This window comes from Limnohabitans sp. 2KL-51 (genome assembly GCF_003063645.1).
GTDB lineage: Bacteria > Pseudomonadota > Gammaproteobacteria > Burkholderiales > Burkholderiaceae_C > Limnohabitans_A.
Window position 1 is genome coordinate 64058 of record NZ_NESJ01000005.1, and the last position, 26719, is coordinate 90776.

The window sequence follows — 26719 nt, forward strand, 5'->3', positions numbered from 1 at the left end:
GTCACCATAAGCATTTCTCAGGCCAAGGCCAGAGGGTTTTCCTCAAAGGATAAGGGCGCAAGCGTTGCAGCCATGGTTAACAACCGCGACTGCCCCTGACACACCAGTGCCGCCGCTGCGATCAGGCCCTGCGCCTGACATTCTCGTGCGCGCTGCCACCCTGCATGAAGGGCGCGTTGAACCCACTCTACAGGCAAGCTCGGCACATCCACTGTCACTTGCAAATCACCCAGATCGGTCATGTCCCGCAGGCTGTTGGCGGGCTGACGAACGATGCCTTGGTGCGCCACATTGACGGCATTGGCAATGATGCTGGCAGCCGCATCGGCCTGCGCCGCCGTGGCGGCCAGCACCGTCACGCTGTCGGCAATGCCCAAAGAAAAACTGCGCCCGCGCCAGCCACTGGTGGCCACACCGCGCACCGGCATGGCGTGGGTCACTTCAAACGCACCATCAAGGTTCAGCCCTTGCATCAACTCTTGCACTTGCAAACGCGCCAGATCGGCGTACAGGCCCACCCGCACGGACTGGTCTGGTGCCAGGTGCAAAGCAATGTCGCCCCCGTTGTTGACCCAGGCACGCGCCACGCCTGCACGGACATAACAAGCCAGTAACTCTTGCGCCACACTGCCCGCCACCGCCGCCATGGGCGTGATGTAGGTCTGGTCTGCCCAAGGTGCACAGGCCCGCCACATGCGCCGCGCCACACCACTTTGCAAGGGGCAGCGCTCACCCGCTTGCACCGGCAAGCGCAACACAGGCCATTCAGCCATCAGCTCCGCCAGCAAGGGCTCAAAGCGCGTCCAGGCTTGCTCGTGCGCGAGCGCCACGGCCGCTTCACCCTCGGGACCCCAAGGGTCGGCGCCGATCACGATGTCCATGGGACCGTGTTGGAAATGCCAGCGACCGTCGGGCAAGCGATGACGAGTAGCACTCACGCGCGGTACCTCATCCGAGCATCGGGTCTTGCCCGAGCGGCCAGGGGTTGGATTGCGGTTGGGCCTGCCATGACAGGGCCGTTGGGGCGCCGTCGCTGTGCCAGGACCCTTGCTTCAAGACCTCCTGGAGCAAGCGCACGTACGCCATGTGCCCACCCAAAGCTTGGTAGTCCGACAGCCGCATGCTGAATTCAATCGGGGCAATGATGGCGGGCGTGGGTACCGTTCCGAAACTGTGGTCTGGCATGCGCAGCACATCCGACATCACCGTGATGCCACCGCCAGGCCAGACAAAGGCGGGCGCACCGCCACACGTCACATTGACCAAAGCCTGCTTGATGGCACGGGTGAGGAGCACCGGGTTTTCGGTAACGCCGGCCCGCAAACTGCCACCTGCGCCAGCCAGGAACATCACGCTGCACAGCGAGGGCTCGCAATTTTCGCCAATGCGCTCAACGATGACCTGCACCGCCGCAGGCATGTCTTGCGGTACGGCCTGCAATTGCTCGTTGAGCACATACCAAGCCGCATGCTCACCCGTGGTCGAGGTCATGAGCATTCGCAAGCCCGGCCAGGCCACCTGAGGGTCCCACCCTTCAATGATGGACAAGGGGTCAGCAATGTCAGTGCCCCCCCAGCCATTGCCCGGATTGGCCACCTGAAAATACCGACCCGGCGTCGATTTTCGCCCCCGCATCTCAAGGCCAGAAGGCTTCATGTCCAGGCAGCGCCCCGCCTGGTGCTCGGTCAGGACGCCGGTGATGTGGTCGTCCAGCACCACCACCTCGTCGGCCAGTCCTAAAAATTGCTTGGCAAAAATGCCCACCACGGCCGAGCCACAGCCCACGCGCATGCGCTGCTCCACCACGCCGTTGACAATCGGTGCTTGCCCAGCCTGGATCACCAGCTGAGCGCCGCCATCAATGGTCAATTCCACCGCTTGTTTGTTGCCCAAAGCCTGCATCATGTCCACCGTGACGCGGCCCTCTTTTTTTCTGCCACCGGTCAGGTGGTGCACCCCACCGAGCGACAGCATTTGCGAGCCATATTCGGCGGTGGTGACATGCCCGACTACCTCGCCTTTCATGCGCACATTGGCTTGCTCTGCACCCAAAAAGCGATCGGTGTCGATCTTCACCTTGAAACTGCAGTAGCTGAAAATGCCTTCGGTGACCACGGTCACCATGTCAACACCCTCGACCTGTGAAGACACGATGAAAGGCGCCGGCTTGTAATCGGGGTAGGTGGTCGACGAGCCGACGCCCGTCACAAACACCTGATCGGTGTGCAGCAAGTCGCCATTCCATGACGCCGGTCCTTCATCGGATGCACCCGCGGCAAATGGCACCAGCACCGGCTCATCTTTCTCGAGCGTGCGGCGCAGAAAAACCACCGGGTCCACACGCACCAGCAAACCATCTCGGTTGGCATAACGGTCACAAGCCCCCAGCCGACCCTCGGAAATTTGGCAAAGGACGGGGCAGGCATTGCACTCGATCTTGGCACCGCTCATGCGCTCATTGCGCGGCTTGGCACGCTCTGGCACCTGCTGCGTCGCAGGTGTCTCCATGCCGGGAAGCCCATCGGTTTTTGAGTGTTCGGTCATCTCGGTTTTTGCTTGTCAAAAAGCTGAAGTGCGCACTTGCACGACAGATTCATTCTGTGTAGCATTCACAACACCGAAATGTTGCGTTCACTACATTAAAGTCAATTTAGCGCATCCTGTTTTGCTGTGCAACAGTGTTTTCCCCAAGCTGTCGCACACAGCCCTGCAAAGGATTTTTGTTTTGTTCAACCTGACCTTGATCGACCATGAGCGCCTTTCTTGAAGAACGTGTCTTGAGCGTGCACCACTGGACAGACCGCCTGTTCACCTTCACCACCACACGTGATCCATCGCTGCGTTTTTCCAATGGCCACTTCACCATGATTGGCCTGCGCTTGAACGGCAAACCGCTGCTTCGGGCATACAGCATCGCCAGCCCCAACTACGAAGAGCATTTGGAATTTTTGAGCATCAAGGTTGAAGAAGGCCCGTTGACTTCCCACCTGCAGCACATCCAGGTGGGTGACACCATCATCGTCGGTAAAAAGCCCACCGGCACCTTGCTGATCGACTACCTGACGCCGGCCAAACGCTTGTACCTGCTGTCCACCGGCACGGGCTTGGCGCCTTTCCTGAGCATCATCCGCGACCCCGAGACTTATGAAAAATTTGAAACCGTGGTGGTGGTGCATGGGGTGCGTCAGGTGGATGAGCTGGCCTACCACGACCTGATCGTCGATCACTTGCCGCAACACGAATTTCTGGGCGACATGATCGGCCAGCAGCTGCGCTACTACCCGACAGTCACGCGCGAGACTTACCGCAACATGGGCCGTGTGACGGCGCTGATTGAAAATGGCAAACTCTTCACGGACTTGGGCATGCCCCCCATGAATCCGGCCGAGGACCGGGTGATGTTGTGCGGCAGCCCGGGCATGCTCAATGACCTCAAGCACATGCTGGAGACACAGGGCTTTGTGGAGGGCAACACCAGCACCCCGGGTAACTTTGTCATTGAACGGGCATTTGTCGAGAAATAAACACACATGGTGACTGCAGCACGCCAACCCAAGCCCAGCCTGGCCAAGCCGAGTGCAAAGCCGAGCGCCAAGCGCGTGGTAGGGGTGCGCGAACACAACGCGCAACAAACACGAGAGAGCATTTTGCGCGCCGCCATCAAGGTGTTTGCGCAGCACGGTTATGAAGGCGGCAGTGTCGAAAAAATTTCTCGGCAAGCCATGTCCTACGACCGCATGATCTATTACTATTTCGGCAGCAAGGAAGGCTTGTTCATCGAAGTGCTGGAGACGATTTACCGCCGAATGAACGACGCCGAGGCGCAATTGGCCATCGATGTGAACACGCCGCTTCTTGCCTTGGAGCAAGTGGTTCATTTTGTGCTGGACTATTACCGCCACCATCCGGAGTTCGTCACCCTGCTCAATACGGAAAATCTGCACAAGGGCAAGCACATCGTGAAATCCCTGCGTGCACGCGAATTTTCATCGCCAGCCATCGCCGTGATCCATGACATCTTGCGTGCAGGTGTATCGCAGGGACTGTTTCGCACCGACATATCGGCCCGCGACGTTTACCTGCTGATTGCGGCCACCGGCTATTTCTACATGTCCAACCGGTACACGCTGTCGGCCTTTTTGGGCGAAAACATAGATGCCCCGCAGGCTGTGGCGCAGTGGAAATCTTTCGTCATTGACACCGTGTTCCGCGTGGTCAATGTTCCCCTTCCATCCCACCCTTAAGGAGATTCCCCATGGCAGACATCAACACCACCGGCGCATCCGGAAAAGTTGTCATCAAGAACATTGGCTTGTTGCTATCGGGTGACCTGGATCAGCCTATTTTGCAGGCGGACACCCTGGTCGTTCTTGACGGACTCATCACCGCAGTGGGCCGCGAAAAAGATTGCGATCTGGAAGGCGCCCAAACCGTCATCGATGCGCGGCAGACCTGTGTTTGCCCGGGTTTGATCGACAGCCATGTGCACCCGGTGTTTGGCGACTGGACGCCACGCCAAAATCAGATCGGCTGGATCGACTCCACCATGAACGGCGGCGTGACCACCATGGTCTCGGCCGGTGAAGTGCATTTGCCTGGACGCCCCAAAGACATCGTCGGCCTCAAAGCCCTGGCCATTACGGCGCAACGCGCTTTTGACAACTTCCGCCCTGGCGGCGTGAAGGTGATCGCGGGCGCGCCCATCATCGAAAAAGGCATGACCGAGCAAGACTTCAAGGACCTGGCCGATGCGGGCGTCACCCTGCTGGGCGAGGTGGGCTTGGGTTCCGTCAAGGCCGGGTATGAGGCCCAGCAAATGGTGGCCTGGGCCCGCAAGCACGGCATCCAAAGCACGATCCACACCGGCGGCCCCTCCATTCCAGGCTCGGGCATGATCGACAAGGATGTTGTGCTTGAAGCCGATGCCGACATCATTGGCCACATCAACGGCGGGCACACTTCGCTGCCCGAAGCCCATGTCTGTGAGTTGTGCGAAAAATCCTCACGCGCCATCGAGATCGTGCACAACGGCAACGAGCGGGTGGCCATTGCAGCGGCGCGTGCGGCACTCGAACTCAAGTGCCCGCACCGCATCATTTTGGGCACCGATGGCCCGGCAGGCTCTGGCGTGCAACCGCTGGGCATGCTGCGCATGGTGGCGCTGCTGTCCAGCCTGGCCAACATCCCTGCCGAGTTGGTGTTTTGCTTTGCCACCGGCAATACGGCCCGCATCCGCAACCTGAACTGTGGCCTGATCGAAGTCGGGCGGGCCGCCGATTTTGTCTTCATGGACCGCGCTCAGCACACCGCAGGCAAAACCCTGCTGGAGAGTGTTCAGTTGGGTGACATCCCCGGCATTGGCATGGTCATGATCGACGGCATCGTGCGTTGCGGCCGCAGCCGCAACACGCCCCCCGCCACCGAAATTCCGGTGGTGCTGGGCAGCCATTGACACGGTGTCTGCAGCGCTGGCAGCATTTTTTTCATCCCGCTGATCACCCTTGTCCGCGTTGTCTAAAAGGCCGTGAAGCGAGCCGTGGACCGCTTAAACTGGGATATTTAATGCGCAGGCCCATCCCATGAACTTCGTCCCTCTGGTTGAACTGACCCGCAACGGCATCCAGGAATGCGTGCACATGGGTGCACTGGCCGTGACTGACACCGAGGGCCGCGTGCTGGCGCAAGTGGGCAACCCGCATTGGCTGTGCTTCACCCGTTCGACCCTCAAGGCCATGCAGGCGCTGCCGCTGGTGCAGTCGGGCGGCGTGGCGCATTTCGGCTTCACACCCACCGAGCTGGCGATGATGTGCGCCAGCCACAACGGCGAAGAGATGCACGTCGAGCAGGTGTCGTCCATCTTGCGCAAGAGCGGCACCAGCACGCGCCAGATGCGCTGCGGCTGCCATGTGCCTTACCGCTTCACGTTTTTTGACCGCCCCATGCCCGAGGGCTTTGCCTACGACGAACGTCACCACAACTGCAGCGGCAAGCACAGCGGCTTTTTGGCTTATTGCGCGCAGCACGGCCTGCCCACTGGCGGGTACACCGAAGTGGACCATCCTTTGCAGCAACAAGTGCGCAAAGCCGTGGCGCACCTGGCGGGGTTGAGCGAAGAAGAACTGGCGCTGGGCATTGACGGTTGCTCGGCCCCCAACTACGCCATGCCCTTGTCGCGCTTGGCCCGCAGCTATGCCCGATTGGCGCAGCCCGAATCGGACGGCTTGTACGGCGAGAGTCTGCAACTGCTGGGGCAGGCCATGACTGCGCACCCCGAATTGGTCTCGGGCACCGGACGCAACGACGCTGACTTCATGCGCGCGGGTCGGGGCGACTGGGTGACCAAAGTGGGGGCCGATGGGGTGCAGGTGGTGGCCAGCCGAGCGCGGGGCCAGGCCCTGGCCATCAAGATCATGGATGGCAACAAGGCCGCGCTGTTTGCCGCCACCGTGGAGGCCTTGGACCAACTGGGTTGGCTCGACGATGCGCAACGCACCGCACTGGACCCGTGGCGTGCACAGGTGCTGCTGAATGTGGCGGGGGTGCCGGTGGGCGAGCGGCGCAGCGTGTTTGAGCTGCGGTATTCCCATTGAATCGGTACGTTGAAATTTTGAACAACATTCAAGGGTTGACTTTTTTGTAGGAACCCACCCCTGTGGGCGATGGGTGTGGAAAACGCCCTGCAAACCCTCAAGGCGCTGGGTGGTGGTCTTCGATGGTTCGTCAGCCTCTGTCAGCGTCGGCCAAAAATCGCCGTGCCCACCCGCACCATCGTGCTGCCTTCGGCAATGGCCTCGGTCATGTCGGCGCTCATGCCCATGGACAGCGTGTCCAGTGGCAGGCCTTGCTGGCGCAGGCTTTCTAACAGCGCTTGGGCCTGCGCGTGCACCGCTCGCATCTGTTCAGGGGTCTCGGCGGGCTCGGGAATGGTCATGAGGCCACGCAACCGCAGGCGCGGCAAAGCGGCCACGGCCTGAGCCAGCGCGGGCAGCTCTTGCGGGCTCACGCCCGATTTGGTGTCGCCGCCGTCCACATTGACTTGAATGCACACCTGCAAGGGCTTCAGGTGTTCGGGGCGTTGCTCGGACAAGCGCTGGGCGATTTTGAGGCGGTCTATGCTGTGCACCCAGTCAAAGTGCTCGGCCACCAATCGGGTTTTGTTGCTCTGAATGGGGCCGATGCAGTGCCAGACCAGTGGCAAATCGCACAATGCCGTGATCTTGTCCACCGCTTCCTGGATGTAGTTTTCGCCAAAAGCGGTTTGACCTGCCGCATGGGCTTGGCGCACCGCTTCAGGCCCCCATGTTTTGGAGACAGCCAGCAGTTGCACACTGTCTGCGTCGCGCCCTGCCGCCTGGCAAGCGGTCTGAATCTGTACCCTGACGCGGGCGATGTTGTCGGCAATGGATGGGCTCATGAAGGGGAGGGTACCAAAAGCGGCGATGTCACCCAATGGTCAGGCAAAAGCACCCGGTTTAAGCCAGTGCAACCACAGGCTGCCAAAATAGCCTTTTTCTCCAATCCACCACGAGACACGCCATGAGCCAAATTGCCACCAAAACCTACGATGCTGCCCCCGCCAAAAAAGTCGCCTTTTTGGGCTTGGGCGTGATGGGCTACCCCATGGCGGGCCATTTGGCCCGCGCTGGTCACCACGTCACCGTGTACAACCGCAGTGCGGCCAAGGCCGTGGCTTGGGCCGCAGAATGCCCCGGTAACGCCACCGCCCCCACCCCGCGTGAAGCGGCAGCGGGCGCCGATATCGTGCATGCCTGCGTGGGCAACGACGCTGATTTGCGCAGCGTGGTGCTCGGAGCCGACGGCGCGTTTGCCGGTATGAAGCCCGGTGCGATTTTTGTGGACCACACCACGGCCTCTGCCGAAATCGCCCGCGAGCTTTACGCCCAAGCCCAAAAGCTGGGCCTGCACTTTGTTGATGCGCCGGTCTCAGGCGGTCAGGCGGGCGCACAAAACGGCCTGCTCACGGTGATGTGCGGTGGTGATGCGGCCGCCTTCGATACCGTCAAACCAGCGGCCATGGCGTTTTCGCGGGCCTTCACTTTGCTGGGCGCATCGGGCGCGGGCCAGTTGGCCAAGATGGTCAACCAGATTTGCATCGCAGGCGTGGCGCAAGGCCTGTCCGAAGCCATTGCCTTTGGCCAGCAAGCTGGCCTGGACATGCACCAGGTGCTGGACGTGATCGGCAAGGGCGCAGCGCAGAGCTGGCAGATGGACAACCGGGGCAAGACCATGGCCGACGACAAGTTTGAATTCGGTTTTGCCGTCGACTGGATGCGCAAGGACTTGGACTTGGTGCTGGACGAAGCCAAGCGCAACGGGGCTCGGTTGCCGGTCACGGCGCTGGTCGATCAGTTTTATGCCGATGTGCAAAAAATGGGTGGCGGCCGTTGGGACACGTCCAGCCTGATCCGCCGCTTGCGTTAAACCTTATAGATCGGGCCCGATGAAGTTTGCATGGCCCGTGTTGGTGACGAGCATGCGAATATTGTTGTCTTTGTGGGAACCCACCCGGTGGGCGATGGTTTTCAGGGCGTGTTCCACGCCCATCGCCCACAGGGGTGGGCTCCTACCAAAGACAGCGGTCCCTTGCCTGCTGTTCAAGACTTCAAGGGGACGGATCAATAGGCCGGGTCATTAGGGCTTGCGCAAGCCCAGCCACAGCACGGCTGACACCACCACGGCAGCCCCCAGCAACTGCATGGGGGCGATGGCCTGGCCCAGCAGCGCCCAAGCCAACACCAGCGCAAAGATGGGCTCCACGTTCATGATGGCCGAGTTGCCCACTACGCCCAACTTGGGCAGCACGGTGAACATGATGGTGAAAGCGGTGCCGTACAAAAAGGTCAGTGCAGCCAGCCCCCACCAGCCAGGCTCCGCCTGCGGCCACTGAAACCCACCTTGCGTGAGCGCCACGATGGCGGCCAGCACACCCACGGTGGCCATGGTGGTGAAGGTGCGCAGACGTCCGTCTACGCCCACCGTCTCGTGCTGGGTGAGCACCAAGGCCAGGCCAAAAGTGGCCGAGGCGGCCAAGGCAAAGGCCACGCCCGCCCCGATCTCTGCCCATTGCCGCGCCGCGCCCAGGCCTGAGGCTGCGCCCAGCACGTCCAGCGCAAGGGCCAGTCCGGCCATCATCACCGGCATGGCCCACAGCACGGCGCGTTCGGGTTGGTGGCCGTACAAAATCCTGGCCCACAGGGCCGTGGTCAGCGGGTAAGTGTTGAAGGCCAGCAAGGCCAGGGCGACGGGCAAGCGCGCCACAGCCGAATACAAACACACGCTTTGCACCGCGATCAGCAGGCCCACCGCGCCCAGGTATTTGCGTTGCGCGGGCAAAACCCGAAAGGCTACTTTTTGCTGCCACAAAATCAGCGCCACCACGCTGGCGGTGATGACGCTGCGCACCGTCACCGCCGTCACCACGTCCAGCCCATGGTTGAAGGCCGTGCGCGCCGCGACGTGGTTGGCGCCCATCATGAAGGCGATCAGCAGCAAGGTGCCAAAGGCGGCACCGGTCAAACCTGGCGGCGAGGAGAGGCGGGGTGAGCTCATGCGCTCATGGTTGAGGGTAAAGCCCCAAGCCCCTGGCATGCAGGCGACTGAGGCCCAGCAAGGCGTCGGTGAAGGGCGTGGCCACGCCGGTCAGCTGACCCAACTCCCGCACCGAGGCCACGAGGGCATCGAGCTCGACCGGCTTGCCCGCGTCCACGTCTTGCAGCATCGAGGTGCGAAACGCCCCGAGCTTGCGCGTGACGGCGTGGCGATCTTCGGGCGTCTGCGCGATCGGGATACCGATGCGCTCACCAATGGCCTTGGCTTCGAGCATGACGCTGGAAACAAAGCCGCGCACCAGTGGGTCGTCCAGGATCACGTCAGTGGTGGCTCCGGTGAAGGCGCTGATGGGGTTGATGGTCATGTTGCCCCAGAGCTTGTACCAAACGTCTTTCTGGATTTGTGCCGACGCCGTAGCATTGAAACCGGCTTGCCCCAACAGCGCCACCAGGTCGCGCAGGCGTGGCGAGTCTGCCCCAGTGGGCTCGCCCAAAATCAAGCCGTTGCCAAAGTGGTGCCGGATCACGCTCGGCATGTCGACCGAGCAGCTCGAGTGCACCACACAGCCGATCACCTGGTCGGCAGGGATGTGCTGGGCAATCAAGCCCGACGGATCCACCGATTGCAAAGTGGTGCCCGACAAGGCCCCACCAAAGCCCTGCAAAAACCACCACGGCACGCCGTTCATGGCCGTCAGCACCACCGTGTTGGGGCCGATCAGTGGCCTGATTCGTTGGGCTACGTCGGCCATGGCAGGGGCTTTGACCGCCACGATCACCAGGTCTTGCACGCCCAGATCGGCCGGGTTCTCGCGTGCAATCAGTGAGGTGCGAATTTCCTGGTCACCTTGCAGCAGCACCAGGCCGTTTTGTTGCAGGGCTTCGAGTGTGGCGCCTCGCGCCACAGCGCTCAGGCTGCAGCCTTGTTGTGCCAGGTGCGTCCCGATCCAGCCGCCGATGGCACCAGCGCCGTAAATGCAAACCTTCATGTTCGCCACCCCTTGTCTTGCCGGTCGACTTGGCGCACCAGCGATTGGAAAACGTCTTGGCCCGCGCCGTGGTTCGGGTTGAACTGCAAGGCGTCCCGAGTGCATTTGTCAGCAATGGCCTCGGGCACCGCAATGGGCTGGCCCATGCTGAAAGTGGCCAGCTGGATTTCGCAGGCGCGTTGCAAGGTCCAGAGCACCGCAAAGGTTTGTGCCAAGGTGTGCCCCCAGGCCAGCAGGCCGTGGTTGCGCAAGATGACGGCTTGTTTGTCGCCGATGCTGTGCAGCAGGCGCGGCGCTTCGTCGGCATGGATGGTGATGCCCTCGAAGTCGTGGTAAGCCACCATGTTGTGCAGCTGGGCGCTGTAAAAATTGGTCTGCTGCAAACCGCCTTGCACACAGGCTACCGCCACGCCCGCCGTGGTGTGGGTGTGCATCACGCAATGCGCCCCGGCCAGGCCTTCGTGCACCGCGGCATGCACCGTGAAACCCGCCGGGTTGACGGGGTAAGGCGAGCCATCCAGCACGCGGCCTTGCACGTCGATCTTGACCAGGTTGCTGGCCGTGACTTCGCTGTAGTGCAGGCCAAAGGGGTTGATCAAAAAGTGTTTCTCGCCCCCCGTGACGCTGTCCGGCAGGCGCAGCGTGATGTGGTTGTAAATCATCTCGGTCCAGCCCAGCAGGGCAAAGACACGGTAACAAGCGGCCAGCTCTAGGCGGGCTTGCCATTCATCGGGGTGCACCCGCGCTTGCAGCGAGGGCACCACCGGTTGGGGGGATGGGAACATGTGTGTTTTCCTTGTGTTTTTGAGTGTCATCCAAAACCAAGTAATTGGGGTCAGACCCCATTTGTTTTTCCATTCGCTAATGGATGAGCGGGTTGCAAATTAATTGGGATCTGACCCCAATTAACCAATTAATACGTTGCGCCTTTGTCGGGTGCAGCAACGGGCAAGTTCGACTTGAAGTGCGCCGCCAAATCGGTGGTGTGGCGCATCAAGAGTTGGGTGTCTAGGCCCACAGCCACAAACACCGCGCCCAGTGACAGGTAATGTGCTGCCAGTTGGCGGTCGGGCGTCAGGATGCCGGGGGCTTTGCCGGCTTTCAGGATGCGGGCGATGGCGTCTTCGATCGCCGTTTGCACTTCGGGGTGTGCGGCGTTGCCCACATGGCCCATGGACGCCGAGAGGTCGGCCGGGCCAATGAACACGCCGTCCACGCCCGGCGTGGCGACAATCGCGTCGAGGTTCTTCAGTGCTTCGCGCGATTCGACTTGCACCAACAAGCAAACCTCTTCGTTGGCGCGTTTGACGTAGTCAGGGTAATGACCCCAGCGCGAAGCCCGCGCCCCAGCCATGCCGCGCACGCCGCCATGGCCATCGTCTTGTGGGTAGCGCATGGCTTGCACCAGTTGCGCGGCTTGCGCGGCGGTGTCGACCATGGGCACCAGGATGGTTTGTGCGCCCAAATCAAGGTACTGTTTGATGAGCGCCGTTTCGCCCACAGGCACGCGGCACACCGGGTGGCTGGCGGGATAAGCGGCCACGGCCTGCAGTTGGGACTGGATGCTGTTCAAGTCGTTGGGCGCGTGCTCGCCATCGATGACCAGCCAGTCAAACCCGGCCAAGGCGCAGATTTCGGCGGTGTAGGCGCTGGCCAGGCCCATCCACAGGCCGATCTGGGGCTGTTTGTTTAGAAGGGCTTGTTTGAATGCATTCACGGGGGTGTTCATGAGGCGACTCCTTTAAAGTGATCAAGGTTTGTAGGATGTTGGGGCCGGGGTGGCGGCTCGGGCGATGTGGCAAAGCGAAGCGCCTCTGAGCTCGGGCCGCCACCCCGGCCCCAGCAGCCTCCCGCTATCGCAAGTCGAAGCCACTGCAGATGAATCGAACGGCTCAAACAAACCGGAACTCCAATTTGCCCAGTGGCCCGTAGTCTGCGTCAAACACATCGCCCACTTTGGCCACCGCCGGTTTGGTGAACGAACCGGCCAGCACGATTTCACCGGCTTGCAGGTGCTCGCCCCATGGGGCCAACTTGTTGGCCAACCAGGCAATGCCCACAGCGGGGTGCCCTTGCACACCTGCAGCCAGACCGGTTTCTTCGACCACGCCGTTTTGTCGCAGCACCGCGCCGCACCAGGGCAGGTCGGTGGTCAGCGGATCGACCCGCTTGGCCCCGAGCACGATGCCCGCATTGGCCGCGTTGTCGCTGATGGTGTCGTAGACCTTGCGCATCACCTTGGTGTGGCGGTCGAACTGCTCGATGCGCGAGTCGATGATTTCGATGGCAGGCGTGACGTAATCGGTGGCCTCGAGCACTTGTTGCACGGTCACGTTGGGGCCACGCAATTCTTTCTTGAGGACGAAGGCCAATTCGACCTCGACGCGTGGCGCGATGAAATCGGTGAAGGGAATGTCCAGCACCTGGCCTGGCGTACAGGTGTAGAGCATGTCGTCGAGCAGCGTGCCGTAGTCGGGCTCGTCGATCTGGCTTGACACTTGCATGGCGCGGCTGGTCAGGCCAATTTTGTGGCCGATCATCTTGCGCCCTTCGGCGAATTTGATCTGCATCCAGGCGCGGTTGATGCGGTAACCGTCTTCGATCGTCATGCCCGGGTAGCGCTTGGAAAGGTGCTCGATTTGTACGCGGGATTTTTCGGACTGGTTCAACTCGCGGGCGAGTTGCTGGATTTGGTCTTCGGTGAAAACGGACATGTTTCAGGCCTTGTTAAACAGGGGGTGGAGGTTGCTGTGTTTGGCATCAAACACCTCGGGGCCGACATCGATTTGCAGCGTGATGCCGATGTGGCGCTGGGCCATCACCGGCGCAAAGAAAACCTTGGCTTCTTCGAGCAGGGTTTGCCCTGCGCGTTGTTGGGTGGCCTCGCTCCGGCCACGGCCCATGCGCACGTTCAGGTAAACAAAGGCGTAGTCTCCCGTGCCACCGGCCGCTTTACCTGCAGCACCGCCATCGGCCACCGCGTAATGCGGCGCTGGGTAAGCCAGTACACGCGTGCCGCCGGTTGGAAAGACCTGTTTGCCTTCCTCGTCTTTCACGGTGAGCATGGCGTCGGCCATCTGGCGGCACAGGGTGGTCATGTTGACTTCAGCGTCCAACTGGCCGGTGTAAAGGATCACAAGATGTGGCATGGTTTTGTCTTGGTAGGTCGGAACTTCAGGTCCGACATTGGTGGTTTGGCAAAGGTCCATGTCGGGGCTGAAGCCGTCGACCTACGGGTAAGGTTCATAACCTTGTGCTCACAGCCGTGTAACCCTGCGCGCTGCTGGCCTGCGCTGGCGGGATGTGCTCACCCTTTTGGGGTGTCACTTCAAAAAGTGCGTTGAGCTGGCCCGTGCCCGACGCGCCAAAGTAAGGCGTGAGGATTTCCACGGCGCCATCGTAGTCGGTCCAACCCAAAGCGCCCATCAGCATGGCGGTGTCGTGCATGAATCCTTCGCCGTGGCCTTTGCTGGCGTACTCGGGCAGCATCTCGCAAAAGGCTTTCCATTCGCGCTGGTCCCACATGCGCAGCACTTGCTCGTCGAGTTTTTCGAGGAAGGGGCTCCAGATTTTGTGGGCAAACTCCGGGGCCAAACCGTTTTGCGCAAAGCGGTGACTGAGTGAGCCACTGGCCAAAAAGGCCACCTTGCCGTCGTAGTGTTTTTCGACCGCCTCGCGCATGGCCCAACCCAGTCGGGCGCTGTCGTTCAGGTAGTGCGAGGTGCACAGGGCCGAGACCGAGACCACCTTGAAATGCTGGTCTTCGTTCATGTAGCGCAGCGGGACCAGCGTGCCGTATTCGGGCTGCAAAGTGGTGGCGTCGTGCGCCAGGGTTTCCACGCCATGGTCGTTGGCCACTTGGGCCAGCAAGTGCCCCAGCGCCGGGTTGCCCGGCGACTCAAACGCCATGTTGCTGATGAAGTGCGGCAGTTCGTTGCTGGTGTACACGCCCTTGAAGTGTGCGCCACAGTTGATGTGGTAACCGGCATTGACCAGCCAATGTGTGTCAAACACCACCAGGGTGTCCACGCCCATGGCGCGGCAGCGGCGGCTGATCTCCCGGTGGCCGTCGATGGCGCTTTGGCGCGTGCCAAAACGGGGGCCGGGAATTTCACTCAGGTACATGCTGGGCACATGGGTGATTTTGGCGGCGAGGGCGAGTTGTCCCATGGGGTGTCCTGGTGATGCGTGTGCGGGTGGGGGAGGGTCAGGGACTGATCAGGTCAATGTCCGGGAAGTAGCTGCGGTAGCGGCCTGCATCGCGGGTCAGCAGCTGGAAGCCTTCGGCCTGGGCATGCGCGCCAATGAAGAAGTCGGGCAGGACGCCGGTTTTGGTGCCGCCTTGTCGGCGGTACTGTCGAAAAGCCTGTCCGGCCAGCCTTGCTGCAGGGCGCGTCAACTCAGCCAGGCGGATATTCAGTGTGTCCAGAAAAATATCCAGACGCGCAGGCTCTGCCGGGTGTCCGGCCAGCTCGGCATACACCACCATGTTGGTGCCCAGTGTTCCGGCTTTGGCGCTGCGCAGTTGTTGCAATGACCAGGGCATCCAGATCGGGTCGGCCTTGTAGATGTCGAGCAGGACGTTGGTGTCGACCAGGATCATGGTTTGTTCCAGTCCTCGCCGCGGGTGATGGCCATCCACTCGTCTGTGTTGGGGCCGTCCCGGGCGATGCCAATGAACTGCCGGATCGGGTCGTCTGGCGCCAGAAACGACAGATCGGGCTCCGGCGCTGCGTTGTGACCGGAGGCTGTTTTGGCCGCGACCAAATACTCGGCGAGGGCTTCTTGCACGACGTGCGACTTGCTCAGTTTGCGTGCGGCGCAATATTGGGTCAATTCGCGTTCAACAGTTTCAGGCAGGCGGACAGACAACATGGCTCACTCCTTGTCATACATATTCAAAATGAATGTATGACATCAAGTATGACAGATGATGGTGATTTGTCATACGCCCCAATGCGGAATGTGGTGACCGCCCAACGAGACCGCCACGTTTTTGGGCTCGCAGAACACTTCGTAGCTCCAGGTGCCGCCTTCGCGGCCGGTGCCGCTGGCCTTGGTGCCGCCAAAGGGTTGGCGCAGGTCGCGCACGTTTTGGCTGTTGACAAAGCACATGCCGGCTTCGACGGCGGCCGCCACGCGGTGGGCGCGCCCCAAGTTCTCGGTCCAGACGTAGCTGCTCAAACCGTATTCAATGTCGTTGGCTTTTTCAATCGCGTCCTGCTCGTCCTTGAAGGGGATCAGGCAGGCCACGGGGCCAAAGATTTCTTCTTGGGCGATGCGCATGCGGTTGTCGACGTCGGCAAACACGGTGGGCCAGACGAAGTTGCCGTTTTTGACATGCGCGGGCAGGTCGGCTGCGTAGCCGGGCTGGCCCAAGCCGCCGCACAGCAGGGTGGCGCCCTCTTTGGGGCCGAGCTCGATGTAGCTGCGCACCTTGGCCAAGTGGGCTTGGCTGATCATCGGGCCGACCAGGGTTTTCTCATCAAGCGGATCGCCCACGGTGATGCGTTTGGCGCGCGCGACAAACTTGGCACAGAAGTCGGCGTAGATGCTTTGCTGTACCAGGATACGGCTGCCTGCGGTGCAGCGCTCGCCGTTGTTGCTGAAGATCATGAAGATGGCGGCGTCCAATGCCCGGTCGAGGTCGGCGTCTTCAAAAATCACAAAGGGGCTCTTGCCACCCAGCTCCATGCTGAACTTCTTCAAGCCCGCACTCTGCACGATGCGGTTGCCTGTGACGGTAGAGCCGGTGAAGCTGATCGCGCGCACATCGCGGTGCGAGACCAAGGGCTCGCCCGCTTCTTTGCCGTAGCCGTGCACCAAATTGAGTACGCCCGCGGGCACACCGGCTTCGAGTGCCAGCTCGCCCAGACGTGCGGCGCTCATGGGCGAGAGCTCGCTCATCTTGAGCACGGCGGTGTTGCCAAAGGCCAGGCACGGCGCGACTTTCCAGGTGGCGGTCATGAAGGGCACGTTCCAGGGGCTGATCAGCGCGCACACGCCCACCGGGTGAAACAGCGTGTAGTTAAGGTGCGTGGGCGTGGGGTAGGTGTGGCCGTCCACGCGGGTGCACATTTCGGCAAAGTAATGAAAATTGTCGGCCGCCCGCGGCACCAGTTGTTTGCCGGTCTGGCTGATGGTCTGGCCGCAATCCTTGGTTTCGGTCTCCGAGATTTCAGGGACGTGCTTGGTGATCAGGTCTCCCAGCTTGCGCATGATCTTGGCCCGCTCGGTGGCGGGGGTGGCGGCCCACTTGGGGAAAGCGGCTTTCGCGGCGGCGACGGCGGCGTTCACTTCCGCTTCGCCGCCCGAGGCGACTTCGGCCAGCACTTCTTGCGTGGCGGGGTTGACGGTTTCAAAGTAGGTGCGGCCTGCGACGCGCTGGCCATTGATGAGGTGGTCGATTTTCATATTCATGCTTTCACGAGGGTATTGGTCAATGCCCCGATGCTTTCGATCTCTGTGACAACCACATCGCCCGGGTTCACGTTCACGATGCCGTCGGGCGTGCCGGTCAGGATCAAGTCGCCAGGGTTCAGGGTCATGAAGCTGCTGAAGTATTCGATGAGCGTGGGTACATCAAAAACCATGTCGGCGGTGTTGCCGCTTTGCGTGACTTGGCCGTTGACGGTGGTTTGCAAGGCCAGCGCCATGGGGTCGGCGATGTCGGCCGCATCCACCAGCCAGGGGCCAATCGGTGTGCAGGTGTCGCGGTTTTTGACGCGAAGGTTAGGGCGGTACCAGTTTTCCAGGTAGTCACGGATCGCGTAGTCGTTGGCCACGGTGTAACCGCCCACGTAGTCGTAGGCGTCGGCCTTCTTCACGCGGCGTGCGGTGCGGCCAATGACCACGGCCAGCTCGCATTCGTAATGCATGTACTTCACATCAGTGGGGCGCTTGGTGAAGGCCTTGTGGCCGATCAGCGAGGCCTCACCTTTCATGAACGCCAGCGGTTCTTCGGGGGCTTTGAAGGCGAGTTCCTTGGCATGGTCGGCGTAGTTCAGGCCCAGCGCGATGACGGTGCGCGCCTGCGGCACGGGGGCCAGTGGCGGCAGCCAGACGACCTCGTCAAAGCCCACGCGGTGGCCCTTGTGCGGGCCTTGTGTGATCAGCAACTGCCCGTCGGATTCGATGGCTTGCTGGATGGCCCCAGACCAAGCAATGCGAGCGTGTTTCATGCGGATTCTCCCTGCACGGTTTGAACCCAGGGCGCAAAGCCTGGGACGGTCAGGCACACCGTGTCGCCTGCGCGTGCGCGAGGTCTTTGGCCGTTGGCCAGCACATCGGTACCCAGCATCAGCACATCACCTGCTTGCAAGCTCATGAACTCGGCCACGTCGGCCAACAAACGCGCCACAGGCCGCACCAGTTCGGACAGATGCACCGTCTGAACGCGCTGGCCATTGAGCTGCACCGTGATGCTCAGCCCGGAAGTGTCCAGGGTTGCCCAAGGCACCGGGGGCGATCCGCAGCCCAAATACCCATCGCGGCAACGGAACTTGACGGGCGGTCGGTAATAACTGTCGTGCGGCACAGACCAGTCGTTGAGCAGAACCGCGCTGTGGGGCGCGCCATGAGCACCCATCACCAGACCGAGCGTGGCGCCGATGTCCACCTCTTGCACCCCGTCTTGCAGCATCAATGTTCCGCTCGGGTTGAAGGTGTTGGCCGATTTGACATACAGCACGGGTGCCTTGGGAGGGCCTTTGTGCGGATCTTGTGACATGCGCGGGGCCCAAAGGTCCCATTCGCGTTGAAAATTCAGCAAGCAGCCGTAAACGGTGCCAGCAGGTTGCCAATGTTTCATGGTGCAGCTTTCTTTTTGCGGGTAGGCTCAGTGGGTGCCACAGGCCCATCGCCTTCCAGAGCGATGACTTGGTCGAGCAGGGCATACAAATCCTGCAAGACTGTTTTGCCCAATTGCCCCTCCATCCAGGCGTAGTGGGCCTCAATGCTGCGCGACAAGGCTTGCACTTTGGCCAGTCCGACCGCAGTCGCACGAACCACCGTTCTGCGGGCGTCCTGCGGGCAGCGTTGGCGCTCGATCAGACCGTCACGCTCCATCCGGGTGAGCACACCCGTCAGGCTGGGTCCGAGCAAAAACGCCTCTTTGGCCACTCGGCCGGTTTCCACCCCGCTGTCGTGGGCGTGTTCACCCAACACCCGCAACACCCGCCATTGCTGGTCGGACAAGCCATGCGCTCGCAGGCTGGGCCGGGTGTGACCCATGACTGACTCGCGCGCCTGCAAAAGCAGGCGCGGCAGGTTGCGGTGGATGAATGGGGTGGTGTGCATTTATTTAACATGTTAATTGATTAGCAAGGTTATGACCTGGGTGTTTTCCCTTGTTTTTGCATTGAGGGTGAAAAGGGGCGGTGTCTGGCCGTGGGCCTGAAAGGTGATGTGTTCAAGCCAATGGCTGTTGCTGCGAAGACAGATGGGCCGATCACGCATTAAAGTGGACCCCATGTCACATGCCATCAAACAATTGGGCCTGGAAGCGCCCATTTTTCAAGCCCCCATGGCGGGCGCGCAAAACCACCGTTTGGCCTTGGCCGTGTGCCAAGCCGGTGGGCTGGGTGCGCTGCCTGCGGCCATGCTCAGCCCAGACGCCCTGCAGGCCGAACTTCAAGCGATGACGGTGGTCACCCGTGCACCCTACAACGTCAACTTTTTTTGCCACACGCCGCCCGCGCCCTCGCTTGAAGCCGAAACCCGTTGGCAGCAGGCCCTTGCCCCCTATTACCGCGAATTCGGGCTGGACCCGTCCGAGATGCCTGGTGGCCCAGGGCGAGTGCCTTTTGGGCATGACAGCGCCGATGTGCTGGAAGCCTTTCGCCCCGCCGTGGTGAGTTTTCACTTTGGCTTGCCTGCGCCCGACTTGCTGGCCCGCGTCAAAAGCTGGGGATCTCTGGTGCTGTCATCGGCCACCACGGTGGCAGAAGCGCAGTGGCTGCAGGCCCATGGTGCAGACGCCATCATTGCCCAAGGGCTGGAAGCTGGGGGCCACCGGGGCATGTTCTTGACCGAAGACCTGAGTACGCAAATCGGCACCTTCGCCCTGTTGCCGCAAATCGTGCGGGCCGTGGAAGTGCCCGTGATTGCGGCGGGTGGCATTGCCACACCGGCTGGCGTGGCTGCTGCCAAGCAGTTGGGAGCATCGGCCGTGCAAATGGGTACCGCTTATTTATGCAGCCATGAAGCCGCCACCAGTGCGCTGCACCGCGCAGCTTTGCAATCGCCCGCTGCTCAGCACACGGCTTTGACCAATGTGTTCAGTGGGCGCCCGGCGCGCGGCATCGTGAACCGCCTGATGCGCGAGTTGGGGCCCCTGTGCGCACAGGCTCCGGCGTTTCCAATGGCCACAGCAGGCATTGCACCCTTGCGCTCGGCCGCTGAGGCGCAGGGCAGCAGCGACTTCACGCCGCTGTGGTCTGGCCAAAACGCCAGCGTTTGCCGCACCGCTGCAGCGGCCGACATCACCCGCGATTTTCTGCGCGCTTGGCACGCAGCCTGAGCGCCAGCCTCAGGCACACTTGCGTCCCATGGCCAAAGATAAATCGATATTCACCTGCACCGAATGCGGTGGCACCAGCGCCCGCTGGATGGGCAAATGCCCCAGCTGCAACGCTTGGAACACCCTGATTGAGGGTTCGAGCGAACCCGCTGCAGGCAAAAACCGCTTTGGTTCGGTGCACGCTTCGTTGGCCCCCACGTCTGAAGTCCTGCCTTTGGCCCAGATTCAAGCGGCCGATTTTGAACGCCACCCCACTGGCATCGACGAGCTCGACCGGGTGCTGGGCGGCGGCATGGTCGAAGGCGGCGTGGTGCTGATTGGCGGCGACCCTGGCATCGGCAAATCCACCTTGCTCTTGCAGGCGGTGGATGCGCTGCAGCGCAGCGGTATGAACACGCTGTATGTGACGGGCGAAGAAAGCGGCGCGCAAGTGGCCATGCGCTCGCGCCGTCTGGGCCTGCCTGACTCGCAAGTGCCGGTGCTGCCCGAAATCCAGCTCGAAAAGATCCTGCACACGCTGCAAACGCGCCAACCGGGCATCGCCATCATCGACTCGATCCAGACGGTGTATTCAGACCAACTGACCAGCGCCCCCGGCTCTGTGGCGCAGGTGCGCGAATGCGCCGCGCATCTGACGCGCACCGCCAAATCGACCGGCATCACCATCGTGCTGGTCGGCCACGTCACCAAAGAGGGCGCGCTGGCTGGCCCCCGCGTGCTGGAGCACATGGTGGACACGGTGCTGTACTTTGAAGGCGATACGCATTCCAATTTCCGCCTGATCCGTGCCATCAAGAACCGCTTTGGCGCGGTGAACGAAATTGGCGTGTTTGCTATGACCGAAAAGGGCTTGAAGGGCGTGAGCAACCCGAGCGCCATCTTTTTGAGCCAACACGCCGAGCCGGTGCCCGGCAGCTGCGTGATGGTCACGCTCGAAGGCACCCGCCCGCTGTTGGTGGAGATTCAGGCGTTGGTGGACAGTGGTGGCCCTTCGCCACGGCGCTTGAGTGTGGGCCTGGACCGGGATCGCCTGGCCATGCTGTTGGCCGTTTTGCACCGCCATGCGGGCGTGGCCTGCATGGACCAGGATGTGTTTGTGAACGCGGTAGGCGGTGTGCGCATCAGTGAGCCTGCGGCCGATTTGGCGGTCATGCTGGCCATCACCAGCAGTCTGCGTGGCAAAGCCCTGCCCAAAGGTTTCATCGCTTTTGGCGAGGTCGGCTTGGCCGGTGAAGTGCGCCCTGCGCCGCGTGGACAAGACCGCCTGAAAGAAGCGGCCAAGCTGGGCTTCAAGGTGGCGGTGGTGCCCAAGGCCAACGCCCCCAAGAAAAACGACAAGGCCTTTGAAGGCCTGACCATCTACCCGGTTGAGCGCATCGAAGAGGCCATGCAGGTGGTGCGCGGGTTGGACTGATTCTGCTTCGCTGAGTGATAAGGATCAACATGGACCCCGGGTCGTTGCCCGGGGTGACAGGTTTTTTTGTCATCCAGAACTTGATCCGGGAACCAGCAGAGTTCCACTGCCCTTTGCAAGTTCAACTGGCCCCAGAGGATGGTCCGGTCAACGCACGCATCCAAGGTGGCTCAAAAACGTTCCAATTCCGGGTGCTTGATCGCCCCCGCCCGCACCAGCATGCGGCCATACTCGGCGCAGCGGTTGAGTGTCGGAATCACCTTGCCGGGGTTGAGCAGTCCTTGTGGGTCGAAGGCGCGCTTGACGGCGAACATCTGTTCGTTTTCTTCAGCGGAAAACTGCACACACATGCTGTTTACTTTTTCGATGCCAACGCCGTGCTCGCCTGTCACAGTGCCGCCCATGGCCACGCTGGTTTCCAAAATCTCAGCGCCAAACAGCTCACAGCGGCGCAGCTGGTCGGCGTCATTCGCATCGAACAAAATCAGCGGGTGCAGGTTGCCGTCGCCCGCGTGGAACACGTTCAGGCAGCGCAGCGCGTATTTGGTTTCCATTTCGGAGATGGCTTGCAGGATGTCGGCCAGGCGCTTGCGCGGGATGGTCGAGTCCATGCACATGTAGTCGGGGCTGATGCGGCCAGACGCCGGAAAGGCGTTTTTGCGCCCGCTCCAGAATTTCAGGCGTTGGGCTTCGTCTAGGCTGACCGAGATGGCCGTGGCACCGCAGTCGCGCAGCACTTCGCTCATGCGGCCAATTTCCTCTTCGACCTCTTCTGGCGTGCCGTCGCTCTCACACAGCAAAATCGCCGCTGCGCTCAGGTCGTAGCCTGCGTGCACAAAGTCTTCCACCGCGATCGTCATGGGTCCGTCCATCATCTCCAGACCGGCCGGGATGATGCCTGCAGCAATGACAGCCGCCACCGCGTCGCCCGCTTTGCGTACGTCGTCAAAGCTGGCCATGATGCAGCGCGCCAACTGTGGTTTGGGCACCAGCTTGACGGTGACTTCGGTGGTCACCGCCAGCATGCCTTCGCTGCCCACCAGCACGGCCATCAAGTCGTAGCCTGAGGTGTCGAGCGCTTCGCTGCCAAACTCGATGGGATCACCCTCGATGGTGAAACCGCGCACCTTAAGGACGTTGTGGACAGTGAGGCCGTATTTGAGACAGTGCACACCGCCCGAGTTTTCAGCCACGTTGCCGCCAATGGTGCAGGCGATCTGACTGGATGGGTCGGGCGCGTAATACAGGCCGTAGGGTGCGGCCGCTTCACTGATCGCCAGGTTGCGTACACCGCACTGCACCACGGCTGTGCGACTCACAGGGTCCACGCGTTTGATCTGGTTGAAACGCGCCATCGACAGCGTCACGCCCATGCGGTGCGGCATCGCTCCACCCGATAGGCCCGTGCCTGCGCCGCGTGCCACCACCGGCACCGCTAAGGCGTGGCAGACCTTGAGCACGGCCTGGACCTGCGCCTCGGTTTCGGGAAGGGCCACCACCAAGGGGCGCTCACGGTAGGCAGTCAGGCCGTCGCACTCATAGGGCGTGGTGTCTTCGGGGGTGTACAAAATCGCGTCGGTGGGCAGCACCCGACCTAACGCCTGCACCACAGCGCGTTGGCGCTGGGCACGTTCGGTGGCGGTCAATTGCTGTGTTTCGGCAGGGGTGTGGGCGCTCATGGCATGCAAAACCTTGAAAGAGGACCTCCACTGTACGCCCTAGCCCGGCACAGGGGGTTGAAGAATCTTTGACAGTCTTGTGAAATCAGGCCAGCGCTTTTTTTAGCCAGTCGGCAAAGGTGGCGCATTCCCATCGCTCCATGGTGCCGGTGCGCCAGCACAGGTAGTGGGCGTGGGGACTGGGGACGCTGCGCTCGAACAAGCGCACCAGCTGGCCGCTATCGAGCCAAGGCGCGCCCAGCTTGGTGCGGATCAGACCGATGCCCAGGCCTTGGGCGGCGGCGTCGCACACCAGGCCAATGTCGTTGAACGACGAGCCGTCGATCGGCTCAGGCCAGTCGAGGTCGTGCGCTGCGAACCAGGTGCGCCAAGGCTCCAGGGGGCTGCGCAGCAGGGGCTGTCCCAGCAGGTCTTCAGCGCTGGTAAAAGGACCGTTTACACGAATCCAGGCAGGTGAGGCCAATGGCGTCACGTCGTCCTTGGCCAGACACACGTGTTCCATGTCCGAATAGCGGCCTGTACCAAAACGCACCGTCAGGTCGGCGTCCTCGGCCACCACGTCAAGCAGGGGAATGCTCACCTGCAGGGTGATGTCGATTTCGGGGTAGGCGTCCAGAAAGTGTTTCAGGCGTGGCATGAGCACCGAGCGCGCAAAGGTGGGCGTGACCGCCAGCCGCAGCTTGCGGCGACCGGGCATGTTGCTGGCGCTGGGAAAGCGCTGCAGAGCCACTAGGCCCTCGCGAACATGGGCCAGGTATTCGTTGCCTTCGGTGGTGAGTGAAAAGTCGGCCCGGCCAAAAAGTTTGGTGCCAATGATTTGTTCCAGCTGCTTGACACGGTGGCTCACTGCGCTGGGCGTTACGCACAACTCTTCGGCCGACTGGGTCACGCTGCGCAATCGGGCCAACGCCTCAAAGGTCAGCAGGCATTGGATGGGCGGAATGCGTGATGCGTTCGTGGCAGACATGGTCAATCAGTTGGGGGTGGCGTTGAAAATCAATCTCAAACTTAATCGGTTGGGGACAGAGCTGAAGATCTGTCCCGCAAAACTTAATCGGTTGAGGACAGAGCTAAAGATCTGTCCCGCAAAACTTAATCGGTTGAGGACAGAGCTGAAGATCTGTCCCGCAAAAATATTCATTTAAAAATCACGGTCTTGTGGCCATTAATCAGCACGCGGTGCTCGCTGTGCCACTTCACGGCGCGGGCCAGCACTTGGCTTTCGGTGTCGCGGCCTTGGGCCGTCAGGTCTTCCACGGTTTTGCTGTGGTCAACCCGGGCCACATCTTGCTCGATGATCGGGCCTTCGTCCAGGTCGGCTGTCACGTAGTGGGCGGTGGCGCCGATCAGTTTCACGCCCCGGTCGTGCGCTTGGTAGTAGGGTTTGGCCCCTTTGAAACTGGGTAAAAACGAGTGGTGAATGTTGATGGCCCGTCCGGCCAATTTGCGGCACAGGTCGTCAGAGAGGATCTGCATGTAGCGCGCCAACACCACCAGCTCGGCCCCCTCGGCCTGGATGATTTCGTACTGCTTGGCTTCGGTCTGCGCCTTGTTGTCCTTGGTCACCGGGATGTGGTGGAACGGTACGTTGTAGCTGGCGGCCAGTTGGTAGAACTCGCGGTGGTTGCTCACGATGGCGCGGATGTCGAGCGGCAGCAGGCCACTCTTCCAGCGGAACAGCAAGTCGTTCAGGCAGTGGCCTTCCTTGCTGACCATGATCACGGTGCGCATGGGTTGGGCGGTGGCGTGCAGGTCCCACTTCATGTCAAAGGTCTGGGCAAATGCGGCCCACTGAGCGTTCAGTGCCGTGCCGTCTGCTTGAATACAGGCGAATTGCACCCGCATGAAAAACAGACCCGTGTCGCGGTCGTTGTACTGGGCTGCTTCTTCGATGTTGCCCCCGCGCTCCAGCAAAAAACCCGACACGGCATGCACGATGCCGGTGCGGTCGGGGCAGGAGAGGGTCAGGGTGTAGGTGGTGGTCATGTGGTGGAATGTTTCCGAAAATCGCTCGCGTCAGTCGAGTGGCTTGAGATGTGACTATTGTAAAGAGCGCCTTTGAAGGGGCCGGGGGGGGTGTCGCTGTCCGGCTCTGGACAGCCCCCCCGCTGCTGGCTCTATCGCTGCGGCTTTGGCAGGCGTAAACTGTCACGCTTGTTTGTTGCAATAAATCAGGAGCATTTGCCTTGGCCCACACCGACCTGAACATGGACAACCAGTGGTTGCCCTTCACGCCCAACCGCTCTTTCAAACAAGACCCACGCGTGTTTGTGGGTGCCGAGGGCATGCACTTCACCACGCACGATGGTAAAAAAATCATCGACGGCATCTCCAGCCTCTGGTGCGTAGGCGCGGGACACAACCGCCGCCCTATCAATGAGGCCATCAAAAAGCAGCTCGATACCCTGGACTACGCCACGGCGTTTCAGGCCAGCAACGACAAGGCTTTCAAGGCGGCGCAGATGATTGCCGACATGGCCCCCGGCGACCTGAACAAGGTGTTGTTTTGCAACTCTGGCTCTGAGGCTGCCGACACCGCCTTGAAAGTGGCGATGGCCTATCACCGCGCCCGGGGCGAAGGCCACCGCAATGTCTTCATTGGCCGCGAAAAGGGTTACCACGGCGTCAACTTTGGTGGCATGAGCGTGGGCGGCCTGCCCGCCAACCGCAAGGTGTATGGTGCGCAGCTGTTGCCCCGCGTGGACCACATGCGTTTTATTCACGACCCGGTGAACCACGCCTACATTCACCACGAGGAACCCGTCTGGGCCGAAGATCCGCTGCTGGAGCTGGAAAACCGCATCCTGGTGCTGCACGACCCGAGCAACGTGGCGGCCGTGATCGTGGAGCCGATTGCGGGCAGCGCGGGCTGGTACATCCCGCCGCAGGGCTATGTGAAGCGCCTGCGCGAGATTTGCGACAAGCATGGCATCTTGCTGATTTTTGACGAGGTCATCACCGGTTTTGGCCGCTTGGGTGTGAATTTTGGCGCCGATTACTACGGTGTGGTGCCGGATATGCTGAACTTCGCCAAGGCAGTGACCAACGGCGTGATCCCGCTGGGCGGCGTGATCTGCCGCGACTTCATCTATGACGCGATGATGAACGCCAACGCGCCAGACCACGCCATCGAGTTCTTCCACGGTTACACCTATTCCGGCCACCCCGTGGCCTGTGCGGCGGCCATTGCCACCCTGGATTTGATGAAGGAAGAAAACCTGTTTGCCCGCGCGGGCCAACAAGGCAAGAAGCTGGGCGACGCGATGCACAGCGCCATGAAGGGCTTGCCCAATGTGATCGGCATCCGCACCTTGGGATTGGCCGGGGCCGTTGATTTGGCCAGCATCGCGGGCTCGCCTGGCAAGAGGGCTTACAACATCTTCATGGACTGCTTCCACCACTGTGTGTGGGTGCGTCCGGCAGGCGAAAACATCGTCATTTGCCCGCCATACATTGTGGAAGACGCGCACATCGACCAGATCGTGCAGACGGTCGCCGACAGCATCCGCCGTCACGCCTGATGCCTTGGGGTATCGGTGCCGGGGTGC

The 26719-nt window shown here is 61.4% G+C and carries 27 protein-coding genes; 8 read left to right on the top strand and 19 right to left on the bottom strand.

All coding sequences use genetic code 11. From position 1 onward, the window contains the following. Positions 1 to 17: 17 nt before the first annotated feature. Complete coding sequence (locus B9Z49_RS06390) at positions 18 to 938, bottom strand: UPF0280 family protein (RefSeq protein ID WP_108352606.1); 921 nt, start codon at positions 936 to 938, stop codon at positions 18 to 20. Positions 939 to 948: 10 nt separating this feature from the next. Further along, on the bottom strand, positions 949 to 2544 hold the full coding sequence (locus tag B9Z49_RS06395; protein ID WP_108352607.1) for a 6-hydroxynicotinate reductase: 1596 nt from the start codon (positions 2542 to 2544) through the stop codon (positions 949 to 951). 206 nt (positions 2545 to 2750) lie between these two features. Between B9Z49_RS06395 and B9Z49_RS06400 the strand changes: the two genes are divergently transcribed. From B9Z49_RS06400 to B9Z49_RS06415, 4 genes are all read left to right on the top strand, one after another. Beyond that, positions 2751 to 3524 (top strand): ferredoxin--NADP reductase, encoded by a 774-nt coding sequence (locus B9Z49_RS06400; protein WP_108352608.1) that lies wholly within the window; start codon positions 2751 to 2753, stop codon positions 3522 to 3524. A 6-nt stretch (positions 3525 to 3530) separates the two neighbouring features. Then, on the top strand, positions 3531 to 4244 hold the full coding sequence (locus B9Z49_RS06405) for a TetR/AcrR family transcriptional regulator (RefSeq protein ID WP_108352609.1): 714 nt from the start codon (positions 3531 to 3533) through the stop codon (positions 4242 to 4244). A gap of 11 nt (positions 4245 to 4255) precedes the next feature. Further along, positions 4256 to 5452 (top strand): amidohydrolase family protein, encoded by a 1197-nt coding sequence (locus B9Z49_RS06410; RefSeq protein ID WP_108352610.1) that lies wholly within the window; start codon positions 4256 to 4258, stop codon positions 5450 to 5452. Between the two features lie 127 nt (positions 5453 to 5579). After that, positions 5580 to 6590: an asparaginase gene (locus B9Z49_RS06415; RefSeq protein WP_108352611.1), complete on the top strand. Its 1011-nt coding sequence runs from the start codon at positions 5580 to 5582 to the stop codon at positions 6588 to 6590. A 140-nt stretch (positions 6591 to 6730) separates the two neighbouring features. Here the strand turns inward: B9Z49_RS06415 and B9Z49_RS06420 are convergent, their stop codons facing one another. Further along, on the bottom strand, positions 6731 to 7414 hold the full coding sequence (locus B9Z49_RS06420; protein WP_108352800.1) for a YggS family pyridoxal phosphate-dependent enzyme: 684 nt from the start codon (positions 7412 to 7414) through the stop codon (positions 6731 to 6733). Positions 7415 to 7536: 122 nt separating this feature from the next. On the opposite strand from B9Z49_RS06420, the gene B9Z49_RS06425 reads away from it, so the two are divergent. After that, complete coding sequence (locus B9Z49_RS06425) at positions 7537 to 8442, top strand: NAD(P)-dependent oxidoreductase (protein ID WP_108352612.1); 906 nt, start codon at positions 7537 to 7539, stop codon at positions 8440 to 8442. 210 nt (positions 8443 to 8652) lie between these two features. On the opposite strand, the gene B9Z49_RS06430 is transcribed toward B9Z49_RS06425, so the two are convergent. From B9Z49_RS06430 to hpaR, 13 genes are all read right to left on the bottom strand, one after another. Then, entirely contained in the window at positions 8653 to 9570 is a 918-nt protein-coding gene (locus B9Z49_RS06430) for a DMT family transporter (protein ID WP_108352613.1), read from the bottom strand. 4 nt (positions 9571 to 9574) lie between these two features. Then, positions 9575 to 10558 (bottom strand): 2-dehydropantoate 2-reductase, encoded by a 984-nt coding sequence (locus tag B9Z49_RS06435; protein WP_108352801.1) that lies wholly within the window; start codon positions 10556 to 10558, stop codon positions 9575 to 9577. Beyond that, a complete protein-coding gene (locus tag B9Z49_RS06440) occupies positions 10555 to 11343 on the bottom strand; it encodes a class II aldolase/adducin family protein (protein ID WP_108352614.1) in 789 nt (262 codons plus the stop codon). The genes B9Z49_RS06435 and B9Z49_RS06440 overlap by 4 nt, the downstream gene beginning before the upstream one ends. Before the next feature lie 128 nt (positions 11344 to 11471). Next, a complete protein-coding gene (hpaI, locus tag B9Z49_RS06445; RefSeq protein ID WP_108352615.1) occupies positions 11472 to 12287 on the bottom strand; it encodes a 4-hydroxy-2-oxoheptanedioate aldolase in 816 nt (271 codons plus the stop codon). Between the two features lie 163 nt (positions 12288 to 12450). Next, a complete protein-coding gene (gene hpaH, locus B9Z49_RS06450; protein WP_108352616.1) occupies positions 12451 to 13272 on the bottom strand; it encodes a 2-oxo-hept-4-ene-1,7-dioate hydratase in 822 nt (273 codons plus the stop codon). 3 nt (positions 13273 to 13275) lie between these two features. After that, positions 13276 to 13707: a 5-carboxymethyl-2-hydroxymuconate Delta-isomerase gene (locus B9Z49_RS06455; RefSeq protein ID WP_108352802.1), complete on the bottom strand. Its 432-nt coding sequence runs from the start codon at positions 13705 to 13707 to the stop codon at positions 13276 to 13278. A gap of 94 nt (positions 13708 to 13801) precedes the next feature. Further along, on the bottom strand, positions 13802 to 14728 hold the full coding sequence (hpaD, locus tag B9Z49_RS06460; RefSeq protein WP_108352617.1) for a 3,4-dihydroxyphenylacetate 2,3-dioxygenase: 927 nt from the start codon (positions 14726 to 14728) through the stop codon (positions 13802 to 13804). A gap of 37 nt (positions 14729 to 14765) precedes the next feature. Beyond that, on the bottom strand, positions 14766 to 15161 hold the full coding sequence (locus tag B9Z49_RS06465) for a type II toxin-antitoxin system VapC family toxin (RefSeq protein ID WP_108352618.1): 396 nt from the start codon (positions 15159 to 15161) through the stop codon (positions 14766 to 14768). Continuing rightward, positions 15158 to 15433 (bottom strand): hypothetical protein, encoded by a 276-nt coding sequence (locus B9Z49_RS06470; RefSeq protein ID WP_108352619.1) that lies wholly within the window; start codon positions 15431 to 15433, stop codon positions 15158 to 15160. The genes B9Z49_RS06465 and B9Z49_RS06470 overlap by 4 nt, the downstream gene beginning before the upstream one ends. A gap of 69 nt (positions 15434 to 15502) precedes the next feature. Beyond that, positions 15503 to 16972, bottom strand: coding sequence for a 5-carboxymethyl-2-hydroxymuconate semialdehyde dehydrogenase (gene hpaE, locus B9Z49_RS06475; protein WP_108352620.1), 1470 nt, complete (start codon positions 16970 to 16972; stop codon positions 15503 to 15505). Between the two features lie 2 nt (positions 16973 to 16974). Continuing rightward, positions 16975 to 17739, bottom strand: a complete 765-nt coding sequence (locus tag B9Z49_RS06480) for a fumarylacetoacetate hydrolase family protein (RefSeq protein ID WP_108352621.1) — start codon at positions 17737 to 17739, stop codon at positions 16975 to 16977. Continuing rightward, positions 17736 to 18368: a fumarylacetoacetate hydrolase family protein gene (locus B9Z49_RS06485; RefSeq protein WP_108352622.1), complete on the bottom strand. Its 633-nt coding sequence runs from the start codon at positions 18366 to 18368 to the stop codon at positions 17736 to 17738. The genes B9Z49_RS06480 and B9Z49_RS06485 overlap by 4 nt, the downstream gene beginning before the upstream one ends. Continuing rightward, entirely contained in the window at positions 18365 to 18856 is a 492-nt protein-coding gene (hpaR, locus tag B9Z49_RS06490; RefSeq protein WP_108352623.1) for a homoprotocatechuate degradation operon regulator HpaR, read from the bottom strand. Before hpaR ends, B9Z49_RS06485 begins: the two co-directional genes overlap by 4 nt. 172 nt (positions 18857 to 19028) lie before the next feature. On the opposite strand from hpaR, the gene B9Z49_RS06495 reads away from it, so the two are divergent. Both B9Z49_RS06495 and radA read left to right on the top strand, forming a co-directional pair. Continuing rightward, complete coding sequence (locus B9Z49_RS06495; RefSeq protein ID WP_108352803.1) at positions 19029 to 20078, top strand: nitronate monooxygenase family protein; 1050 nt, start codon at positions 19029 to 19031, stop codon at positions 20076 to 20078. Positions 20079 to 20106: 28 nt separating this feature from the next. Then, entirely contained in the window at positions 20107 to 21492 is a 1386-nt protein-coding gene (gene radA, locus B9Z49_RS06500; protein ID WP_108352624.1) for a DNA repair protein RadA, read from the top strand. Positions 21493 to 21662: 170 nt separating this feature from the next. Here radA and B9Z49_RS06505 read toward each other — a convergent pair whose 3' ends face one another. The 3 genes from B9Z49_RS06505 to purU all read right to left on the bottom strand — a co-directional run bounded on the left by B9Z49_RS06505 (position 21663) and on the right by purU (position 25157). Then, complete coding sequence (locus tag B9Z49_RS06505) at positions 21663 to 23171, bottom strand: FAD-linked oxidase C-terminal domain-containing protein (protein WP_108352625.1); 1509 nt, start codon at positions 23169 to 23171, stop codon at positions 21663 to 21665. Positions 23172 to 23256: 85 nt separating this feature from the next. After that, positions 23257 to 24138 carry a LysR substrate-binding domain-containing protein gene (locus B9Z49_RS06510; protein ID WP_108352626.1) on the bottom strand — a complete coding sequence of 294 codons (882 nt, stop codon included), beginning with the start codon at positions 24136 to 24138 and terminating at the stop codon, positions 23257 to 23259. Positions 24139 to 24308: 170 nt separating this feature from the next. Then, entirely contained in the window at positions 24309 to 25157 is an 849-nt protein-coding gene (gene purU, locus B9Z49_RS06520; RefSeq protein WP_108352628.1) for a formyltetrahydrofolate deformylase, read from the bottom strand. A 200-nt stretch (positions 25158 to 25357) separates the two neighbouring features. Here purU and B9Z49_RS06525 point away from each other — a divergent pair, with 200 nt between their 5' ends. Continuing rightward, positions 25358 to 26692 (top strand): aminotransferase class III-fold pyridoxal phosphate-dependent enzyme, encoded by a 1335-nt coding sequence (locus tag B9Z49_RS06525; protein ID WP_108352629.1) that lies wholly within the window; start codon positions 25358 to 25360, stop codon positions 26690 to 26692. Positions 26693 to 26719 lie beyond the last annotated feature (27 nt).

What these genes read in the sequence shown, in the direction of transcription:
- B9Z49_RS06480 (WP_108352621.1), bottom strand. Translation starts at nt 17,739, where the DNA reads ATGAAACACGCTCGCATTGCTTGGTCTGGGGCCATCCAGCAAGCCATC.
- B9Z49_RS06435 (WP_108352801.1), bottom strand. Translation starts at nt 10,558, where the DNA reads ATGAAGGTTTGCATTTACGGCGCTGGTGCCATCGGCGGCTGGATCGGG.
- B9Z49_RS06440 (WP_108352614.1), bottom strand. Translation starts at nt 11,343, where the DNA reads ATGTTCCCATCCCCCCAACCGGTGGTGCCCTCGCTGCAAGCGCGGGTG.
- B9Z49_RS06495 (WP_108352803.1), top strand. Translation starts at nt 19,029, where the DNA reads ATGTCACATGCCATCAAACAATTGGGCCTGGAAGCGCCCATTTTTCAA.
- hpaD (WP_108352617.1), bottom strand. Translation starts at nt 14,728, where the DNA reads ATGGGACAACTCGCCCTCGCCGCCAAAATCACCCATGTGCCCAGCATG.
- B9Z49_RS06465 (WP_108352618.1), bottom strand. Translation starts at nt 15,161, where the DNA reads ATGATCCTGGTCGACACCAACGTCCTGCTCGACATCTACAAGGCCGAC.
- B9Z49_RS06505 (WP_108352625.1), bottom strand. Translation starts at nt 23,171, where the DNA reads ATGAGCGCCCACACCCCTGCCGAAACACAGCAATTGACCGCCACCGAA.
- purU (WP_108352628.1), bottom strand. Translation starts at nt 25,157, where the DNA reads ATGACCACCACCTACACCCTGACCCTCTCCTGCCCCGACCGCACCGGC.
- B9Z49_RS06400 (WP_108352608.1), top strand. Translation starts at nt 2,751, where the DNA reads ATGAGCGCCTTTCTTGAAGAACGTGTCTTGAGCGTGCACCACTGGACA.
- B9Z49_RS06415 (WP_108352611.1), top strand. Translation starts at nt 5,580, where the DNA reads ATGAACTTCGTCCCTCTGGTTGAACTGACCCGCAACGGCATCCAGGAA.
- hpaH (WP_108352616.1), bottom strand. Translation starts at nt 13,272, where the DNA reads ATGTCCGTTTTCACCGAAGACCAAATCCAGCAACTCGCCCGCGAGTTG.
- radA (WP_108352624.1), top strand. Translation starts at nt 20,107, where the DNA reads ATGGCCAAAGATAAATCGATATTCACCTGCACCGAATGCGGTGGCACC.
- hpaE (WP_108352620.1), bottom strand. Translation starts at nt 16,972, where the DNA reads ATGAAAATCGACCACCTCATCAATGGCCAGCGCGTCGCAGGCCGCACC.
- B9Z49_RS06405 (WP_108352609.1), top strand. Translation starts at nt 3,531, where the DNA reads ATGGTGACTGCAGCACGCCAACCCAAGCCCAGCCTGGCCAAGCCGAGT.
- hpaR (WP_108352623.1), bottom strand. Translation starts at nt 18,856, where the DNA reads ATGCACACCACCCCATTCATCCACCGCAACCTGCCGCGCCTGCTTTTG.
- B9Z49_RS06430 (WP_108352613.1), bottom strand. Translation starts at nt 9,570, where the DNA reads ATGAGCTCACCCCGCCTCTCCTCGCCGCCAGGTTTGACCGGTGCCGCC.
- B9Z49_RS06455 (WP_108352802.1), bottom strand. Translation starts at nt 13,707, where the DNA reads ATGCCACATCTTGTGATCCTTTACACCGGCCAGTTGGACGCTGAAGTC.
- B9Z49_RS06410 (WP_108352610.1), top strand. Translation starts at nt 4,256, where the DNA reads ATGGCAGACATCAACACCACCGGCGCATCCGGAAAAGTTGTCATCAAG.
- B9Z49_RS06510 (WP_108352626.1), bottom strand. Translation starts at nt 24,138, where the DNA reads ATGTCTGCCACGAACGCATCACGCATTCCGCCCATCCAATGCCTGCTG.
- B9Z49_RS06420 (WP_108352800.1), bottom strand. Translation starts at nt 7,414, where the DNA reads ATGAGCCCATCCATTGCCGACAACATCGCCCGCGTCAGGGTACAGATT.
- B9Z49_RS06485 (WP_108352622.1), bottom strand. Translation starts at nt 18,368, where the DNA reads ATGAAACATTGGCAACCTGCTGGCACCGTTTACGGCTGCTTGCTGAAT.
- hpaI (WP_108352615.1), bottom strand. Translation starts at nt 12,287, where the DNA reads ATGAACACCCCCGTGAATGCATTCAAACAAGCCCTTCTAAACAAACAG.
- B9Z49_RS06425 (WP_108352612.1), top strand. Translation starts at nt 7,537, where the DNA reads ATGAGCCAAATTGCCACCAAAACCTACGATGCTGCCCCCGCCAAAAAA.
- B9Z49_RS06470 (WP_108352619.1), bottom strand. Translation starts at nt 15,433, where the DNA reads ATGTTGTCTGTCCGCCTGCCTGAAACTGTTGAACGCGAATTGACCCAA.
- B9Z49_RS06395 (WP_108352607.1), bottom strand. Translation starts at nt 2,544, where the DNA reads ATGACCGAACACTCAAAAACCGATGGGCTTCCCGGCATGGAGACACCT.